This window comes from Streptomyces sp. NPDC046716, from assembly GCF_040645755.1.
In the GTDB taxonomy this organism is placed as follows: Bacteria; Actinomycetota; Actinomycetes; order Streptomycetales; family Streptomycetaceae; genus Streptomyces.
This window is the reverse complement of record NZ_JBEYYU010000103.1, coordinates 1-18,100: the sequence shown is the minus strand read 5'-3', so window position 1 is coordinate 18,100 and position 18,100 is coordinate 1. Positions and strand designations below refer to the sequence as shown.

Annotated in this window: 13 protein-coding genes and 2 pseudogenes; 8 read left to right on the top strand and 7 right to left on the bottom strand. The window is 66.7% G+C overall.

The window, feature by feature from the left end; all coding sequences use genetic code 11:
* The first annotated feature begins 84 nt into the window (after window positions 1-84).
* Window positions 85-1,017: a glucose-6-phosphate dehydrogenase assembly protein OpcA gene (gene opcA, locus ABZ930_RS39880; protein WP_361559972.1), complete on the top strand. Its 933-nt coding sequence runs from the start codon at window positions 85-87 to the stop codon at window positions 1,015-1,017.
* Between the two features lie 487 nt (window positions 1,018-1,504).
* Here opcA and ABZ930_RS39875 read toward each other — a convergent pair whose 3' ends face one another.
* Window positions 1,505-1,786, bottom strand: coding sequence for a hypothetical protein (locus ABZ930_RS39875; protein WP_361559969.1), 282 nt, complete (start codon window positions 1,784-1,786; stop codon window positions 1,505-1,507).
* Window positions 1,787-2,043: 257 nt separating this feature from the next.
* On the opposite strand from ABZ930_RS39875, the gene ABZ930_RS39870 reads away from it, so the two are divergent.
* The 4 genes from ABZ930_RS39870 (at window position 2,044) to ABZ930_RS39855 (ending at window position 5,411) form a co-directional block, all read left to right on the top strand.
* Complete coding sequence (locus tag ABZ930_RS39870) at window positions 2,044-2,211, top strand: hypothetical protein (RefSeq protein WP_361559966.1); 168 nt, start codon at window positions 2,044-2,046, stop codon at window positions 2,209-2,211.
* 459 nt (window positions 2,212-2,670) lie between these two features.
* Entirely contained in the window at window positions 2,671-3,513 is an 843-nt protein-coding gene (locus ABZ930_RS39865; RefSeq protein WP_361559964.1) for an alpha/beta hydrolase, read from the top strand.
* Between the two features lie 28 nt (window positions 3,514-3,541).
* Window positions 3,542-4,261, top strand: coding sequence for a hypothetical protein (locus ABZ930_RS39860; protein WP_361559962.1), 720 nt, complete (start codon window positions 3,542-3,544; stop codon window positions 4,259-4,261).
* 130 nt (window positions 4,262-4,391) lie between these two features.
* Window positions 4,392-5,411, top strand: coding sequence for a zinc-binding alcohol dehydrogenase family protein (locus ABZ930_RS39855; protein ID WP_361559960.1), 1,020 nt, complete (start codon window positions 4,392-4,394; stop codon window positions 5,409-5,411).
* A gap of 572 nt (window positions 5,412-5,983) precedes the next feature.
* On the opposite strand, the gene ABZ930_RS39850 is transcribed toward ABZ930_RS39855, so the two are convergent.
* Window positions 5,984-6,949: a LysR substrate-binding domain-containing protein gene (locus ABZ930_RS39850; protein WP_361559957.1), complete on the bottom strand. Its 966-nt coding sequence runs from the start codon at window positions 6,947-6,949 to the stop codon at window positions 5,984-5,986.
* Between the two features lie 499 nt (window positions 6,950-7,448).
* On the bottom strand, window positions 7,449-9,401 hold the full coding sequence (locus ABZ930_RS39845) for a transcriptional regulator (protein ID WP_361559954.1): 1,953 nt from the start codon (window positions 9,399-9,401) through the stop codon (window positions 7,449-7,451).
* Window positions 9,402-9,939: 538 nt separating this feature from the next.
* On the opposite strand from ABZ930_RS39845, the gene ABZ930_RS39840 reads away from it, so the two are divergent.
* Window positions 9,940-11,328, top strand: coding sequence for an FAD-dependent oxidoreductase (locus tag ABZ930_RS39840; RefSeq protein ID WP_361559951.1), 1,389 nt, complete (start codon window positions 9,940-9,942; stop codon window positions 11,326-11,328).
* A 297-nt stretch (window positions 11,329-11,625) separates the two neighbouring features.
* On the opposite strand, the pseudogene ABZ930_RS39835 reads toward ABZ930_RS39840, so the two are convergent.
* Window positions 11,626-11,806, bottom strand: a pseudogene (locus tag ABZ930_RS39835) (IS5/IS1182 family transposase); the annotation flags it as partial.
* Window positions 11,807-11,905: 99 nt separating this feature from the next.
* Window positions 11,906-12,916 carry an aldo/keto reductase gene (locus ABZ930_RS39830; protein WP_361559948.1) on the bottom strand — a complete coding sequence of 337 codons (1,011 nt, stop codon included), beginning with the start codon at window positions 12,914-12,916 and terminating at the stop codon, window positions 11,906-11,908.
* Window positions 12,917-13,185: 269 nt separating this feature from the next.
* On the opposite strand from ABZ930_RS39830, the pseudogene ABZ930_RS39825 reads away from it, so the two are divergent.
* Window positions 13,186-13,491 (top strand): annotated as a pseudogene (locus ABZ930_RS39825) (transposase family protein); the annotation flags it as partial.
* 405 nt (window positions 13,492-13,896) lie between these two features.
* Here ABZ930_RS39825 and ABZ930_RS39820 read toward each other — a convergent pair.
* A complete protein-coding gene (locus ABZ930_RS39820; protein WP_361559945.1) occupies window positions 13,897-14,349 on the bottom strand; it encodes a helix-turn-helix domain-containing protein in 453 nt (150 codons plus the stop codon).
* A gap of 53 nt (window positions 14,350-14,402) precedes the next feature.
* On the opposite strand from ABZ930_RS39820, the gene ABZ930_RS39815 reads away from it, so the two are divergent.
* Complete coding sequence (locus ABZ930_RS39815; RefSeq protein WP_361559942.1) at window positions 14,403-17,120, top strand: AAA family ATPase; 2,718 nt, start codon at window positions 14,403-14,405, stop codon at window positions 17,118-17,120.
* Here ABZ930_RS39815 and ABZ930_RS39810 read toward each other — a convergent pair.
* Window positions 17,094-17,888 carry a transposase family protein gene (locus ABZ930_RS39810; RefSeq protein WP_361559939.1) on the bottom strand — a complete coding sequence of 265 codons (795 nt, stop codon included), beginning with the start codon at window positions 17,886-17,888 and terminating at the stop codon, window positions 17,094-17,096. The genes ABZ930_RS39815 and ABZ930_RS39810 overlap by 27 nt on opposite strands.
* Window positions 17,889-18,100: the final 212 nt, after the last annotated feature.

Genomic DNA, 18,100 nt, shown 5'->3' with positions numbered 1-18,100 from the left:
GCCCGCGCAGTACCCGTCCGGCACGTGGGGGCCCGCCGAGGCGGACGAAATGCTCGCACGAGACGGACGGAGCTGGCGGCGCCCATGAAGATCGAACTCACGGACACCACCGCAAGTGCTATCGACCGTGCCCTCATCCAGGGCCGCCGTGCCATCGGCACCCCGGTCGTAGGCATGGTCCTGACGATGGTGATTGTCACGGACGAGGAGAACGCCTACGACTCGATCAAGGCGGCGGAAGGAGCTTCGCAGGAACATCCGTCGCGCACCCTGGTCGTCATCAAGCGGCACGCTCGCAATCCGCACGGATCACACAGGTCACACCTCGACGCCGAGGTCCGCGTCGGCTCCGAGGCCGGCACCGGTGAGACCGTCGTGCTCCGCCTGTACGGTGAAGTGTCCGAGCACGCCGACTCAGTCGTTCTGCCCCTGCTACTACCCGACGCCCCTGTCGTCGTCTGGTGGCCGGTGCATGCTCCCGACAACCCCGCGAAGGATCCTCTGGGCGCGCTCGGTCAGCGCAGGATCACCGACGCCTTCGCCGACGTGGCTCCCCTCCGTGCGCTCCAGAATCGAGTCAGCTCCTACGCGCCCGGTGACACCGACCTGGCATGGACCCGGCTGACACCCTGGCGATCGGCGCTCGCCGCGGCTCTGGACCAGACCGAGGTCGAAGTGACATCGGCGACGGTAGAGGCCGAGGCGGGCAACCCCAGTGCGGAGTTGCTTGTGCGCTGGCTGCAGGCCGGCCTCGGCATGAGCATTGACCGGAAGGTCAGCGCGGGGCCGGTCATCACCGTCGTGCGTCTGGGCACGGCCCACGGCGAAATCGTCATCGACCGGTCCGAGGGGCCACTGGCCACACTCACACTGGCCGGACAGCCCACTCACAGTCTGGCCCTGAAGATCCGCTCAACCTCCGAACTCATCAGTGAGGAGTTGCGGCGTCTCGACGCGGACGGAATGTACGCCATCGCCCTACGAGGCGAGGGCAGCGCCGACACCCGTCATATCTGACGGCGCGCATCGCCATGTTTGTGAGTGAGACGGCTCATGAGACAGGGCGGAATGCTCCGCAGAAGGCCTTTGACGACCGCACGGAGCCCGGTTCGCATTGCGCGGCCGGGCTCCGTGCCATGAGACGGCGTCCTGCTCCCGCGGGGCACTGTGGATCGAACAAGCCGGTTTCAGACGCACGAGTCCAAACAGACGACTCTGTGCGCGGTACCGGTCACGGTCAACAAGCCTGCGGGAACTCATTGTGGGCAGAGGCTGAGGCAGCGGGGGCTTGTTCAGAGCGTGCGTGGGGTGCTTCACCAGGTCGTCGCAGCCGGCCTGATCGGCGCTCGTCCGTCGTGTCCTCAAGGGTGACGGCCCGCAGCGGACCGTTCGGTGGAAAATTCTCTGGCCGCCTGCCAGCCATCAGTGTGTCCCCGAGGGCACATCGACGAGCTTCGATGACAGTAGTCAGGGCAGGCACTGGCCAGCATGGCGTGTCAGGCGCTCAGCGGGGGTCTGGCGCAGCCGACGTCCGTACCAACCCGACACGCCGCCAGTCGGCCACATGCTGCTCCATCAGTCGGTGAACATCCGAAACGTCGGCTCCCCACGCGTCTCCCAGCTCCGCGGCGGCGGAACTCAGGTCACCACCGGACTGGCGCAGAGCGATCCAGACGGCGCTGGCCTCGGGCGCGTAGAAATAGGGCACACCATGAGGCGACAGCAGCGTGAGCAGCCCACCCTCCGTGATGCCTGCCGTAACCCCGGCTGCTATCACGATGTACACGTCGTCACGCTTCCCCTCGGACCTCTCGTGCAGACGGCGCGCCTCAGATGTCCGAAGCCACCACGAACACGTTCCCCCAGATACGCGCGAAGCCCTCACGACGGTCGCCGCGAGGGCACCAACGTGCAGCTCTTCTGCCCTAACGTGACACTCTGTCGGCGAATCTGCCCGGCGATGCCTCAGGTAGTGGAACCGAAGATGCCCCTCAACTGGCCGCAGCTGGCGGGCTCCAGCTTGGGTACGCCCGGTGAGGGTTGGTGGGCGACAGCGCGGCTGGGCAAAAGGAGACGCTCACCGATCTGCCGGTCGTCGAGCCCGGTAGCCGCGAGCCGGAAAATCTGCAGATGCTGCGGCTGAGACGGTTCCCAGCAACGTTCCTCGCGCTCAGCCACTCAACGCTGAAAACCGCCTCCGCAGGGCCGTGAGGTGGCGGCTTGGGCCAACGTCAACTGAAGCCGGCATGTAGCCGGTTTTTCAAGCAGCGTCAGCACGGCAGCAGCTCCCGCATGCTCACACCAGACTCCCTTGCGACACATGTGCCGCTTATTCACCATCTGCCCTTCACGTAGCTGATACGTGTCGGCCGATCGGACAATCCTCGCAGATAGGAGCAGTCAGGTCAGTTGCTCGCCACGCACAGCGCCAGCACCGACCACGAGGCTTCGATGCCGCCATCGCAGGGCCCACCAACCGGTCAAGACACTGACCACAAAGTTTCCACTCCGCGTGGTCATGCTGAGTAGGTGCCTGGACGTGGCCCGGCGACAGGGTCGCCCAAAGCCGCCGGCGCGAACCGTTGTGGAACGGACGGTGAGCCCGCGGAAGCTGCTCCGGCCCCCGTCACTCGAAGGATTCCCATCTCGTTCCGGCAGGGAGAACCACCCATGACCACCGTTACCCATCACACCGCACCCACCCGGTTCGTCGAAGCCGACGGTGTCCGTTTCGCCTACCGACGACTCGGCCCCAGCGGCGGGGTGCCGCTCGTCATGCTGCAGCACTTCACCGGCAACCTCGACAACTGGGACCCGGCGCTGGTCGACGCCCTGGCTGCCGAGCGCGAAGTCATCCTGGTGAACTACCCGGGCGTCGCGTCCTCCACCGGTACGCCTGCGCGCACGATCGCCGAGATGGCCCAGCAGATGATCACGTTCACCACCGCGCTGGGTGTGGAACAGATCGACCTCCTGGGTTTCTCCATCGGTGGCTTCGCCGCGCAGGACATGGCGCTGATCCGGCCGCGCCTGATCCGCCGTCTGATCCTCGCCGGGACCGGGCCGAAGGGCGCGCCGGGAATGCACGGCTGGCGCAAGGACATCGAGACCCACGCCCGCGCCGAGGTGCCTACGGGCGAGGATCTGCTCTACATCTTCTTCGCACACACCGAGACCAGCCAGGCCAAGGGTGTGGAGTTCCTCGGCCGCTTCATGGCCCGCACCGAGGCCCGGGACGTGCCCAGCAGCCTTGCCTCGCGTGACGCCCAGTACGACGCCGTACTGGAGTGGGGCATCCCCAACCACTCGGCACTGCAGCGGCTGACCGGCATCCAGTGCCCCACACTCATTCTGCAGGGTGACGACGATCTGATGATCCCGACCAAGGGCAGCTACACGCTCGCCGGCTTGATCCCGGACGCGCAGGTCCGCATCTACCCCGACGCGGCCCACGCGTCGCTCTTCCAGTACCCGGCCGAAGTGGCCAAGGACGTCAACACCTTCCTCGGCTGAACCGCGCCTACCTCATCAGGAGAACACCGTGTCCGACCTGCTCAGCACCATTTTCGACGCCTACGGCGGCCGCTCTCGCTGGGAAGAGGCCAACCGCATCACCGCCCGCCAGTTCTTCGGCGGTGCCCTGTGGGGCATGAAGGGCCACCCCGGCGCCCTGAACGACGTCGACGTCACCGTCGACCTGCGCCGCGAGCACGTGACCCAGAAGCCCTTCTTCGACCCCGACCACCAGGTGTCGTTCACCCCTGACCGCGTAGCGGTGGAAGACACCGCCGGCAACGTGATCGAGGAACTGACCAATCCGCGCGCCTCTTTCGAGGGGCATGACCTGATGACCCCCTGGAACAGGCTGCAGCTGGCCTACTTCTCCGGCAGTGCCATGTGGACCTACCTGGCCGAACCGCTGTCCCTGACCTACCCCGGGGTGCGGACGGAAGAGATCGATCCGTGGACCGAGGACGGCGAGAAGTTCCGGCGCCTCCACATCGTCTTCCCCGACACCATCGCCACGCTCAGCACCGAGCAGACCGTGTACGTCGACGCGCAGGGCCTGATCCGCCGGCGCGACTACAGCGTGGAGATCGCCGGAAACACTCCCGCGGCCCACTACATCTCCGGCCATCAGGAGGTGTCCGGCCTGATCATCCCCACCACGCGGATGATCTACAGCCGGGACGAGAACGGTCACAAGATCCCGGACCCGCTGGTCGTCTCCGTACAGCTGGAGAGCGTCACGGTCTCCTGACACCCTCAGGTCACTTCCGCGGTGGCGCCGGCCGAGCGTGAGCGCCACCGCGGAACCGGGCGACATGACGACGGATATCCGCAGGTATCTCGTCACCACCAGAACCATCCAACGAACGGAACCTTCCGACATGACCACCACGATGCGTGCCGTCGCTTATCGCGCGCCCCTGCCGGTGACGGACGACAAATGCCTCCTCGACGTCGAGCTCCCCGTGCCTGAGCCCGGTCCACGGGACATCCTGGTCCGGGTCCAGGCGATCGCCGTCAACCCGGTCGACTACAAAATCCGCCAGCAGGACCCGAACGGCAAAGAGCGAGTGCTGGGCTGGGACGCCGCCGGTACGGTCGTGGCGACCGGCTCCCAGGCTGAGTGGTTCAAGCCGGGCGACGAGGTCTTCTACGCCGGGGCCCTCGACCGGCCGGGGGCCAATTCCGAGTACCACGTGGTCGACGAACGGCTCGTCGCGCTGAAGCCGACCACGCTGACCTTCGCCGAGGCGGCGGCGCTGCCGCTGACCTCGCTCACCGCGTGGGAGGGACTGTTCGAGCGGCTCGGCCTGCACCACGACCTGCTCGACGAGACGGGTTCACTGCTGGTGACCGCGGCCGCCGGGGGTGTCGGCGCCATGGTCAGCCAGCTGGCCCGCGCCCTCACCGACCTGACGGTGATCGGGACGGCCTCCCGCCCCGAGACGGTCGACTTCGCCCGACAGATGGGCGCGCACCACGTCGTCGACCACCACCGACCGTTGGCCCCTCAGCTCTCGAAGGTGGCACCCGACGGCATCGACCACGTCTTCAGCACCGCGGGGACCGACCGCAACCTCGCCGCGTACGCCCAGGCGCTCAACCCGTTCGGCAAGGTCGTCGCGATCGACGACTTTGACAGCCTGCCCCTGGGCCTGCTGAAGCCCAAGAGCATCAGCTTCCACTGGGAGTTCATGTTCACGCGTTCCCTGTTCCAGACAGGGGACATGGACCGGCAGCGCAAGATCCTCACCCAGGTGGCGCGCCTGGTGGACTCGGGTGTCCTGGTCACCACCGCGACACGTGACTTGGGCACCGTCAACGCAGCGAATCTGCGCGAAGCCCACAGCATCATGGAATCCGGGACCTCCGTGGGCAAAGTGACCCTCACCGGCTTCTGACACACTTGTGCCCGGCGCGACGCGCGCCGGGCAGTGCCATCGACTTCTCGGCCCTCGCCGGGAGCGGTCCCGCGCTGGAAGCGCCTGCGCCAACACTTGGTCGCCCAGATCGAGCGCATCCGCGCGTACGGGACCCACTTCGGCTGTTTGCTGGGCAGCCTCGCGTACGGTTGCGCCTTAACCGGCGAAAAGTGCGCCAGCCGCACGCGAGGTGCTGGCTTTCTGGGCCGATGCCATCAGTACGACGATCGAAGAGGGCCAGCGGCAGGAAAGATCACCTTCAGCCGCTCGGCCCCGGCCCTTGGCGCGTTCCTACTCGACCTCATGCAAGGCGCGACACTACGGGACAGGATCTCCCAAGACGGCATCGTCGGCGCCGACGAGGTGGGCATCGCTCCGGACGCACTGCGTGCCTGACGTGCCGTTGCGTGTGGCCTGCCCAGGCCAGTTCGACAACGGCCCGCATTCTTCGCCTCGTTGACACGTACTCCACGAGTAGGGCCGCGCGGATCCCCGCCCGGGGGCATATGACGAGGCGAGTGATCGCTCGTCTTCCCCCCCTGAACACCAGGTCAGGCCACTTCGGAAAGCCGCCACACGTCGTCGTGCGCATCGGCCAGATAGCGAGCCGCGTCCCGGCAGGCCCTGAGAAGGTCGGTCACGGCCCGCGACTCCTCGTCGCGCCGCCGGACAACGCTCATCGTGCCGAATAGCCGCTGCAGCGGCACCAGCGTCACGCCGGGATGACCGGTGAACCGGAACGATCCCGGTACAGCGGAGACCCCCAAGCCGGTCGCCACCAGGTCGGGCACCGCCGTAGGCGCTGTGGGCACCGGAGTGAGCTCCACGCCCTCGGCCGACGCGGCAGCGTCCAACTGTGCCCAGCAGTGACTGCGCTCGCTCACAGGAAACAGAACGGACTGGGCCTCCAGCGCAGCGATCGACAGCGCCTCTGCACCGGCAAGCGGATGCGACCGAGGCAGGAGCGCACTGATGTTCTCCTCCACCAAGGCCTCGGAGACCAGTTCGTCCCCGACGGGCGGATGCCAGGTGAGGACGGCGTCGACACGTCCGGATACGAGTGCGGCGGCCTGCTGGCCATCCCGTAAGTCCACGACCGACAACCGCACGCGCGCATGGTCGGAGCGCAGACGGCGCACCGCCTCCGCGAGCAGACCACGCGGCGAACTAGGCATGGGAGCCGAGACCATCAGTACATCGCTTCCGGTAACGGCCAGGGACCGGGCAGCCCGGGCGATGCGCCGGTTGTGATCCAGCGCGCGTTCCGCCTCCGGAACGATCGTCCGTCCTGCTTCGGTGAGTTCGGCGCCCCGCGGGGTGCGGACAAGCAGTTCTACTCCGAGAAGCCGCTCCAGCTGACGCACCTGCCTGCTCAGCGCGGGCTGGGCGATGCCCAGGCCGGCTGCGGCACGTCCGAAGTGGCCTTCCCTGGCCACTGCCAGCAAGGCCCGCAGAAGCCTGGGGTCGATGTCCGCTTCGGCACCGCCCGGGAACATGCCCGCGTCATACGTGTTCACACTGAACTACCTTTCCAAGTCTTCGCACCGCCGGGGAGACATCCCGTCCTGGCATCGTCCGATGCCAGATCAGTCTTGGACGCCGTGGCACAGCCTCTGATCCAATAGGGGTTCCGGACCACTCCACCGGCCCTAACCATCGAGGGCCCTACAGCGGGACGGCTCACGCCAGGCGTAATCCCCCGCACGCCCATGGCCATCTGTCGTTGCTGAGCCAGCGTGCGTGAGCCGTCCCTTCCCTGACTACGTGTCGTATTGCCCCTGGAGCGCCATGGATCACCGCGCCGGCTCGACCGTAGGAGTCCATGAAAGTGTGAACGGTCACCGTGAGGTGTGAAACACATCGCTCACCCCAGCGACAACAGGTCGTCGGCCTCATGCAGTACGGCACGTGTGTTGGTGATCCGCGCTTCTGCTTCTGTGGTGTTTCTAGCGGCTCGACCGTGGCAACTCTCGGCGGCCGCTCCTTCTTGAGGGCAGCGGGCCGGGAGCGCGGCAGTCAAGCCGCGTAGCTTTCGGAGTGTCGGTCGTGCCCCTGAAGTCGTCGCAGGGCAAACGTCCGACCCGTCTCTCTCCAGCCGTCGAGTTCGGCAGCGTATGCCCGTATCAGGCTGTGGACGCTGTATCGGTCGTGCCCTCGGACCTCCAGCAGCCGGGCGCCAACCAGTTCTCCGGCGGCCGTGGCCGCCGCCTCCCACGAAATGCCGGCCGGGCCGGCCAGTGCAGCCGTGGTGAAGTCGGCGGTCCGGATCTGGGGAAGCAGGCAGAAGACCCTTTTGGCCTCGGCGCTGATCCTCCGGCAGGACCAGGAGAAGACGCCGCGTAGATCGTTGGCCCCGTCGAAGTCGTTGAAGCCGTCGAGGCCGCCCTGCGCGGCGGCCAGTTCGGCTGCCAGCCGCGTCAGTGGCTGCTCAGGACGGCTCACTGCTCGGGCGGCCACGATGGCCAGGGCGAGCGGCAGCCGACCACAGCGCGCCACGATCTCCTCGACGGCGGACGGGTCGGCATCAAGGTGCGTCGCACTGATACGTCGGAGAAAACACTCCGCCGCCGTGGCCGCCGAGGGGACGTCGAGGCCGAGGAGCCACGCTCCGTGAGCGGCCGCGAGTCCGATCAGCGGACTCCTGCTGGTCACCACGACCATGCACTCGATGGTTCCGGGCAACAAGGGTCGTACCTGGTCCACGTCGGATGCGTTGTCCAGCACCACAAGCATCCGACGACCGGACAGGACGCTGCGGAAGAGGGCGGACCTCGCCTCCCGCGACGCGGGGATCTGGTTTTTGTCGACTCCCAGGGCTTCAAGGAACCCGTACAGAACGTCATCAGCGGCCATGGGCTCCGTGCCCGACGCGAAACCGGCCAGGTCCATATACAGCTGGCCGTCGGGGAACTCCTTTGCAGCCCGATGGGCAAAGTGGACGGCCAGTGCGGTCTTGCCGACGCCGGGAAGGCCGTCGATCGCCAGGATGCGCAGCCCGTCACCGGCCCGGTGCATGGCGGCCCGTGCCTGTTCAAGTGCTTGCTCACGTCCGGTGAAGCACGGCAGATCCGGAGGTAGCTGTGCAGGAACGATCAACGGGGCCCGATCCAGCGGGCGCGGTACCGGTGCCGCCGATATGACGGATACCGCCGTCCGAGACACCGGACTGCCACGCAGAACGCGCTCCTGAGCGGCACGCATTTCTGGACCGGGCTCGACACCAAGTTCGTCCACCAGCCTGGTACGGAAGTCTCGGAACCGCATGATTGCCTCGGCCTGTTTGCCGTCCGCGGCCAGCACTAGCCCCAGCGATGCCTGCAGTGTCTCGTCGAGCGGACAGCGGTCGGCAGCCTCCCGTACAAACGGGAGGACTGCACCTGCCCGGCCGCAGCCGAGAGCCGCAGTAGCTGCCTCGGACACGGCCTGAATGTATTCGCGATCCACCGTGGTGAAGGCCGGGTGCATCGCCACCACTGCACCCAGGTCCTCCGCACAGCGTCCTTGCCACAGGCCCAGCGCCTCCAGGTAGCGGTCGACCGCTGCTGACAGGTCGCCGCCGGCTGTGGCGACGCGGGCCTGCCCGACGAGATCGCGAAAGCTCAACAGGTCGAGTCCGCCGGCGTCGACGCGCAGCAGATAGCGCCCTGCCTGCCGGACGAGCCACTGGCCCGACGACCTGGCGGGCAAACCGGGTTCCAAGAGTCGGCGCAGAGCGCCGACATATCGGTGGATCGAGTTCACCGCGCTGGCGGGCGGATCGCCTTCCCAGAGCAGGTCGACAAGTTCCGTCACGGAAACGGTTCGCCCTGCAGCGGCCAGCAGAGCAGCGAGGATCAACCGCTGCTGGCGGGGGCCGAGTGGGAGTTCCTCCTCGGCCCGCCAGGCACTCACCGGACCCAGCAATGAGAAACGCAGGGCCTTCTCCGGCTCAGGCTCCTCGCCGATGCGCCGGCTGGGTATTGCGAGCATCGCAGCGTCTCCTATCGCTGTCGGGACGGTGGCGGAACAGCGGGGCAGCCACCCCGCCCGGACTCACGGCCATCCGGGAAGCCCGCCCGGCGGACCCGCCCACAACGCTGAGGGCGGGCCGCCACGGACACCGGCACCGAGGCCGACCCTGGACCGGTGCGCCACCGGCCCAGGGTCGCTCGGCGTCCGGTATCAGAAAGCTAGGTCCGGCCAGGAAAACGGGCATCGGACGGATGACTAAGTGCCGCTCACGGCATCGGACGCCGGATGTCGCGGAGCGCGGAAACACTGCCGTACGGGCGCTGCGGCCTGCGTTGCGAGCCGGTCGGATACCTACTCTGTCGGCGCATCGCGGCCGTCGTCGCACCAGCAGGACGCGGTCGGGGCGGACACCGTGGGGCGATGACACCGCGAGGGTCGAGTCATTCGACTGATGCCAGTGATCGCCTCCACGGTGACTGTTGCCAGGAGAAGTGGTGTCCCACGTGCCAGCCGCTTCCTCCCACCACTCGTTCACCAGTCGAGGAGACCCAGCGAAATGAGCGTTACGGAAGAGATCGTGGAAGACGTCGACCTGCTGGTGGTAGGTGGCGGCAAGGCCGGCAAGACACTCGCCATGGACATCGCACGAGCGGGCGGCCATGTGGTCATGGTGGAACGAGGCATGATCGGCGGCAGCTGTATCAACGTCGCCTGTATCCCCACCAAGACACTGGTAACCAGCGCCCGCCTGGCGCGCAGGGCCGCCGGCGCGGACTCGCTCGGACTCCGGTTGGGCACCCCCCGAATCGACCTTGAGCTGCTGCGCACCCACAAGGAGGGGGTCGTCTCCGACATGGTCCAGCTCAATCATGGCCAGTTCCTGGACAGTGGTATGGACTTCGTCCTGGGAACAGCGCGTTTCGTGGCGGAGCGAACAGTGGAGATAGATCTCAACGACGGAGGCCGCCGTGTCGTACGTGGTACCGACGTGGTGATCAACACTGGAACGACGCCGCACATCGCGGCCATTCCCGGACTCGCCGACGCAAAGCCGCTGACCAGCGAGAGCATCATGGACCTGCGGCGACTCCCGGAACGGCTCGTTGTCCTCGGCGGCGGCTACGTGGGGCTGGAGTTCGCCCAGATGTTCGCCGCTTTCGGCACCCAGGTGACTGTCTTGGAACGCGGTCCCCACCTGCTGCCGCACGAGGACCGGGACATCTCCGCAGCCCTTGCGGCCTACCTCCAGGAGGACGGTGTCGAACTGATCACCGACGCGGTGGTGAAGGAGGTTCGCAGGGAGCACGATGCGGTACGCGTGCTGCTGCGGGACGGACGAACTCTGACCGCCGACGACGTTCTGGCGGCGACCGGCCGTGACCCGGTCACCCACGACCTCGGCCTGGAGGCAGCGGGCGTGCGCACCGACGAGCGGGGATTCGTGCGCGTCGACGACAGGCTGGCGACCGACGCCGCGCACACCTGGGCGGTGGGCGACGTCGCCGGCAGCCCGCAATTCACCCATGTGTCACTGGACGACTACCGCATCGTCAAGGCCAACATCAACGGTGGTAACCGCAGTACGGTCGGCAGGCTTGTTCCCTGGAACCTGTTCACCGACCCGGAACTCGCCCGCGTCGGCCTCACCGAGGAGCAGGCCCGCGCTGCGGGCCGCGACATCAGGGTGGCGAAGCTGCCGGTCAAGGCAATCCCACGGGCACGCACCCTGCGGGACACACGGGGGCTGTGGAAGGCAGTGGTCGACCGGGACAGCGAACAGATCCTGGGAGTGGCCCTGCTCGGGCCCGAGTCGGCAGAGGTGCTGTCCGTAGTACAGACGGCCATGTGGGCCCAGATGCCCTTCACCCGACTGCGCGACGGGATGATCGCCCATCCGACCATGGCGGAGGGCTTGAACGCCCTGTTTACCTCTTGGTCGGACTGACTGATCCCTTGTAGCCCCTGTCCAAGGCGTCCGTGCACGTGTCCGCCTTGAACTCCGGCCGGTGGTTCTTCAAGACCACGAGATGCACGCGTTCAGACATAATCCGGTGTCTCCTGCGAACAACATCAGGAGGCAAGGGGCAAGGCCGGACGGTTAGCGTTCTCACAGGTCGTTGAAGTGCGCTCAAATATTTTCGACGCAGGGCAACGGAGCTCGTTGGTATAGGCAATCAACCGAGACAACCTGCCCCAAAGAGGGGCCGTCGACTGGCACTGTGTCCTGGAGCCTTTTCCGACCTCAGTTTGAGCTGTTCACCTGCAGGGTGCGGACGGCTTCGATGGTTGGTGATCCGGGTCGTGGCACAGCGCAGTCTGCGCAGGAGCCACCAGGCTTTCAAGGAGGTGATGAGCTGTTCGCCGAGTGCCCGGATCCTCGCGTGCGAGCAGTTGACGGCCTGTTGGCCTGCGGAGAGACGCTCCAACGGGCCGCGGTTGGGTGTGCGGTGTTTGGCCGGGCCCACCACAGGGCTGTGAAGGCCGGGGTCAAGGACTCGTCGAAGGCCCGGCGGTGGCCCGGACTACCGGCAGCCCGCCGCAGGGCGCGGCTTGTAGAAGGACTCCTCCAGGTAGGCGGCCTGGTGTGGCTGGTAGGGCTCCTCCAGGTACGCGGCCTCAGCCTCGTCGAGTTCGACGTCCACCGCGGCGACCGCGTCGGCCAGCTGGGCCGGCCTGGTGACCCCGACGATGGGCGAGGTCACCGTCGGGTTGCGCATGACCCAGGCCAAGGCGACCTGGGCCGGGGACAGACCCCGCTTGCCCGCGATCTCGTGGACGCGCTCGGCCACCGCCCGGTCCCCGTCGCGGTAGAGGATCTTGCCACCCGGGTCGGTCTCGGCACGCGCCGTCGCGGTGTCCCAGGCCCGCGTCAGCCGGCCCCGTGCCAGCGGGCTCCACGGGATCACGCCGACGCCCTGGTCGGCGCAGAGCGGGAACATCTCCCGCTCCGCTTCCCGGTGGATGAGGTTGTAGTGGTCCTGCATCGACACGAACCGGGTCCAGCCGTTCAGGTCAGCCAGGTAAAGGGCCTTGGTGAACTGCCAGGCGTACATGGACGAGGCCCCGATGTAGCGGACCTTCCCGGACCTGACCGCGTCGTGCAGCGCCTCGAGGGTCTCCTCGATCGGGGTGTCGTAGTCCCAGCGGTGGATCTGGTACAGGTCGATGTAGTCGGTCCCCAGCCGCTTCAGGGAGGCGTCGAGCTCGGCGAAGATCGCCTTGCGGGACAGCCCGGCGCCGTTCGGGCCGGGGCGCATCCGCATCCAGACCTTGGTGGCGAGAACGACCTCCTCGCGCCGGGCGAAGTCCTTGACGGCCTGGCCGACGATCTCCTCGCTGCTTCCGGCGCTGTACCCATTGGCCGTGTCGAGAAAGTTGACGCCGCTCTCGAGAGCCTGCTTGATGATGTCCCGGCCGGCGTCCCCGCCCAGCGACCAGGGCTCGCCGCCCCGGTCCGGCTCACCGAAGCTCATGCAGCCGAGAGTGATAGCGGAGACTTCCAGTCCGGTCTTTCCGAGTTTGATGTATCGCATGCCGCCGAAACTAGGAATTGAAGTGCGCTCTAACGCAAATTCGGAGGCGTAGGGCATGGTCCAAATCATCGGCCAGGGCCTTAACCCCTGATCTTGAACACACGAGACACTGAGCGTTTTCCAAGCTGGCTGACCGGGAGTTGGCCCCTGCTGCGCAACGACGAAGCTCCTGGTAGACGGGTTCTCGACCAAGATCATCCGCGTCCGCCAGGGCGTCGCGTGCTTGCCTACCCGTTGTAGATGATCTTTCCAGCCGCACACTACGGTTCCTGACCGGACGACTCACCGCCAGGAGGCAAGAGATCGGGACACGCTTGCGGCGCCCTCCCGCCGCGCGACAAGCTCTGCTCGCCCTGGCCCATCTGCGATGCGGCGACACTTACGCCCAGCTGTCGGCCGGGTTCGGTATTGGGATCGCAACTGTCTTCCGCTACATACGCGAGGCCGTGGACATCCTGGCCACCCTCGCCTCGTCCCTGACCAAGGCGATGGAGACAATCCGCGAGAAGGCGCTCGTCATCCCCGAAGGCACCCTGCTACCGATCGGCCGTATCGCCGTGGACACCCCGTACTACCGTCGGTGAACAGGCCATGGGCACCCTGAAGGGCTGGCGCCTCCTGCGGAAACTCCGACGCCGTGAAAGCCGTACTCGTCCTTCACCACGCATCAGGGTGAGGTCGGAAAATGCTCCTGCATGCCTCAGCTGACCGGCGCAATCCGGACAGCCACCGTGGCCGAGGCCGGCTAACCGGTGGGCACCCGAAGATTCGACGGCAGACCTAGCGTTGGACCTGGTCTCCGCGGCCCTTGCGGAGATACCCAAGATGGGCTGACCGCGTGCCTGACAGTGACACGAGTGGTCCAGTCCGCCTCTGAGGCCCGTGCCTGGTGCGCCCTCGAGCCTCGCCGAGTACCGCCGGCGGCTTCAGTGGAGAACTGCCTCGCACAAGCCTCGACCTTGAAGTTCCACTCAGCCTCGTCAGCTGGGGTGATCGTCAGACAGGCTGACGCTGCTCGAAGAGACGCTGGTTCCATCTCGACGGCGAAACCCGACACCGACGGGTTCGCCGGTGACAGGGTCGACGAAACGGTAATTACTGTTCTGTGGTTGAGCCAGATGGATGCGGCCCCACTGCCCCATCGCCCCCAGAACTGGCGCGAGCTCATGCCCGGCGTTGGTCAGCACGTAGCGGCTACGCGTGCGGTCACCGGGCCGCTGGTAATCGACGGTTTCAAGGATGCCTGCCGCCACCAGCTCGGACAGCCGAGCGGTCAGAACATCGGGCGCTACGCCCAACCGCTGCCGGAACTCCGAGAAACGCGATCGGCCAAGCATGGCCTCACGAATGATCAGTACGGACCACCGCTGGCCCAGCACCGACATGGTGCGTGCGATCGGACAGGCGTCGTCAGTCCATGGATCGAAGCGCATCCTCAAAGGATAGCTGAATTGGCTAGCCCAACCCAGCGTGTAAACTCGCCAAGGTGATCCTCGGCCGGTCAGCGGAAGTTACAGCCATCAGCGAAGCCCTCGCGTCGATCACCAGCGCCGGCAAGGCGTTGGTGATCGACGGTGAAGCGGGCATCGGTAAGTCCACGCTTCTGGCGACTGCCGCCGAACAGGCGTCCGCCGACGGGTACCGCCTGCTCCGGTGCTCCGGCCTGCAGAGCCAGACCGAGGTGGGCTTCGCCGGAATCCACGAACTCATCCACCCCCTGCTGGGCCAGGCCACCAAACTGCCGCCTCGCCAGCACAGCGCACTCATGACTTCGTTCGGTCTGGAGGATGGGCCCACCCCAGATCGTCTGCTGGTCAGCCTCGCGGTGCTGGGCCTGTTGGAGGAAGCCGCGACGCAGCAGCGCCTACTGCTCGTCGTCGACGACGTGCAGTGGATCGATCAGTCCTCGCTGGACATCCTGGCTTTTGTTGCGCGCCGCCTGACCAACGCCCCGTTGATGTTGTTGTTTGGCGAGCGGGCGGACCTCAGCGGTTCGGCCGTGCGCCTGGAAGGGACCCCTCGATTGTCACTGGGCCCCCTCCCGCTCGGAGAGGCGAGGGAACTGCTGGCACACACACTGCGACAGTCGTCTGGCGAGGTCGACGGCTACTTGCAGCAGCGCGTGCTCGAACAAGCAAACGGCAACCCGCTGGCGGTCATCGAGTTGAGTGCTGAGCTCGGGGAACGTTCCGGCGACACAGCGATCTTTTCAGGGGAGCCGCTACCCACCAGCCAGCGTGTGGAGCACGCCTTCCTGGCTCAGCTCGAGGCTCTGCCCGAGAGCAGTCGTCTGCTCCTGCTGCTGATCGCGGCCGCGCAAGGTTCGGTGGCCGAGATCGACGCGGCCGCCCGAGGCGCTGGGCTGGATCTCATGGAGGAGCTGGCGCCGCTGCAGCGGGCAGGCTTGGTTACCGTAGGCGGCGGCCGCATACACGTACGGCATCCGCTGATCCGCTCCACCGTGTACAGCGCCGCTCCGTTGTCGGCTCGTGCGCTCGTGCACCGCGCTCTGGCGCAGGCCACCACCGATCCGACGCGGGCAGCGTGGCACCGGGCCGAAGCGACGTTCGGGCCAGACGAACATGTCGCGGCCGACTTGGAGCGCGCGGCCGAACGGACCCGGGCGCGTGGCGCCGGTGCCGAGTCTGCTGCTGCCTTGCGGCGGGCGGCAGCGCTCTCACCGAATCCGAAGGATCGAGTAAGACGGCTGGCCGCGGCCGCAGACATCGCGCGCGGCGCCGGTCTGACGACGGCTGCTATCAGCATGCTGAAGGAGGCCGAACCCGACTCTGGGGATCATCCCGATGGACAGTCGTTGGCGATTACCCGTTTTGTGCTGGCTGTGACGGCGACCCTTCCCGGTCAATCAGCTGGCGAACTGGTCGCACTGGCCGGCAAGTACCCCACAGGTGATGTCAGGCAGCGGGAGTTGCTGTGGGCGGCCGCCATCGAATGCCGTATGCACGGCCTGGCCGACCGACCGCGGCAAGCCGTGGTAGCGGCCCTCCGTAGCCTCGGCCCCACCCGCGATGACCCATTGATCGACGTCGCCACGGCTTTGGTCGACGATGTCGGCGACGGTTTGCGCCTGCAGAAGCGGCTGCCTGCCCTCATCGATCGGATCGGTGACAGTCCTTTGCGGATCATGTCACTCGCCTTCGCCGCCGAGGCAGTCTCCGACCGGGCCAGCGCGCTGCGCTGCTGGACCTACGTGCAGAACCAGTCCAAGCGCCGGAGCTCATCGGCCGATGAATGCGAAGGCCTCCGCGGTGCGTCGCACCTGCTGGTCCAGCAGGGAAACCTGCAGACTGCAGTGATCACGGCGCAGAATGCACTACGTATGGCTGAGGACATGGATCTGCCGATGACGGCGGCGTCGGCAGCGGCGTTCCTGTCCCGCGCACTGGCCTGGCAAGGGCACAAGGAGCGTGCACGCCAGGCTCTCGACCGATCCCGCCAGTTGCTGGCGGCGGATCCCCGAATCCTGTGGAATGACGACGCGCATTGGGCGGCGGGAGTGGCAGCGCTGTGCGCGGCGAACTACATCGAAGCTCTGCCCCATCTGCTGCGAATGTCGTTGCACCGGACAAGTAGGCGGTGGGCCATCGCAGATCTGGCCGAGGCGGCGGCCGGGTGTGATCGGCATGACCTTGCCCGGCCAGTCCTGGCCGAGATCGAAGGGCAAACCCAAAAACTCGGCACTCGGTTGGACAGCCTGCTCGTGCACCGGGCTCACGCTTTGCTGGCACGGACCGAAGGCGAAACCGAGGAACGCTTTCAGGCTGCGCTGAACGAGAGCGAGGGCCTCGACGCGGAGTTGGAACTCGCCCGCACCCATCTGCTTTACGGTGAATGGCTGCGCCGGCACCGCCGAGTCGTGGATGCGCGCACGCATCTGACGATCGCGTTGGCCGCTTTCGACGCGGCTGGAGCCAATGCGTTCACCGACCGCGCCGCAGCGGAACTCCGGGCCGCCGGAGTGACGGCGGCCGGCAAGGCCGAGCTGGGCCCCGTGGCGACGTTGACTCCGCAGGAACTGCAGATCGCTCAACTTGCCGCATCGGGACTGAGCAACCGCGAGATCGCCGACCGGATCTACCTCTCACACCGCACCGTGGCCACTCACCTGTACAAGGTGTTCCCGAAGCTGGCAATCACAAGCCGCCGCCAGTTGCACCTAGCCTTGGGCGACGCGGCACACTGAGCTCTTTCCAACCTCAACTGACGCGTGGTGAAGGACGAGGACGGCCTTCACCATGTTGGTGATGCGGTTGATACTGCAGCGGAGCTTCCGCAGGCGCCGCCAGCCCTTGAGGGTGGCCATGGCCTGTTCACCGACACAGCGGATCTTGGCGTGGGTGGTGTCGTGGCGGCGCTTCCATCGCATGAGGTGGCTGCCCCGGAACAGGACGCGGATGGGTCTGCCGGCTCCTTGATACGCCTTGCCCGCCCAGCATTTGAGGCCCGCTGCGGCGAGACCGTCGATGATCCCGTGCTGCCGGGCAGCGGTCAGGTCGTGGGTCGAGCCGGGCAGCGCCGGTGAGGCCCAGAGCAGCCGGCCGAACGGATCGGTGAGGACCTGGACGTTCATGCCGTGGCGTTTGTGTTTACCCGAGTAGTACGGGGTGTCGGCGGCGATGCGGTCGATGGGCAGCGGGGTTCCGTCGAGAATGACGAACGCCTTCGTCCGGATGAACTTCATCGCCGCCGTCAGGGTCGAGGCGAGGGCCGCCAAGACCTCGATGGCCGCACGTATGTAGCGGTAGACGGTTGCGATCCCGATGCCGAACGCGGCCGCGAGTTGGGCGTAGGTGTCGCCGCATCGCAGGTAGGCCAGGACGAGCCGGGCCTGCCGTGCCACGGGAAGCCCTCGCGACCGCGTCCCGATGTTCCGACGCTTGGCTGTCAGGTGTCCGGCCAGGAACCGCAGAGTGCGGGTGGACAAGTCGATCGAGGACGGGTAGACAAGCACGCGAAGCTCCTGGCGGACACGGGTGATCTTGGTCGAGAACCCGTCTACCAGGAGCTTCGTCGTTGTGCAGGACTGTCCAACTCGCGGTCAGCGCCGTCAGCTTGGAAGAGGCTCACGGCCTAAAGGGTGTTGCACAAGGCCGTGATCTGGGCATCTCCGGTGTATGGCTGGGGTGTTGAGGGCTGAACGTGTGTGGGTGGAGACGTTCACGG

What these genes read in the sequence shown, in the direction of transcription:
- ABZ930_RS39840 (WP_361559951.1), top strand. Translation starts at nt 9,940, where the DNA reads ATGAGCGTTACGGAAGAGATCGTGGAAGACGTCGACCTGCTGGTGGTA.
- ABZ930_RS39855 (WP_361559960.1), top strand. Translation starts at nt 4,392, where the DNA reads ATGACCACCACGATGCGTGCCGTCGCTTATCGCGCGCCCCTGCCGGTG.
- ABZ930_RS39820 (WP_361559945.1), bottom strand. Translation starts at nt 14,349, where the DNA reads ATGCGCTTCGATCCATGGACTGACGACGCCTGTCCGATCGCACGCACC.
- ABZ930_RS39845 (WP_361559954.1), bottom strand. Translation starts at nt 9,401, where the DNA reads ATGCTCGCAATACCCAGCCGGCGCATCGGCGAGGAGCCTGAGCCGGAG.
- ABZ930_RS39865 (WP_361559964.1), top strand. Translation starts at nt 2,671, where the DNA reads ATGACCACCGTTACCCATCACACCGCACCCACCCGGTTCGTCGAAGCC.
- ABZ930_RS39830 (WP_361559948.1), bottom strand. Translation starts at nt 12,916, where the DNA reads ATGCGATACATCAAACTCGGAAAGACCGGACTGGAAGTCTCCGCTATC.
- opcA (WP_361559972.1), top strand. Translation starts at nt 85, where the DNA reads ATGAAGATCGAACTCACGGACACCACCGCAAGTGCTATCGACCGTGCC.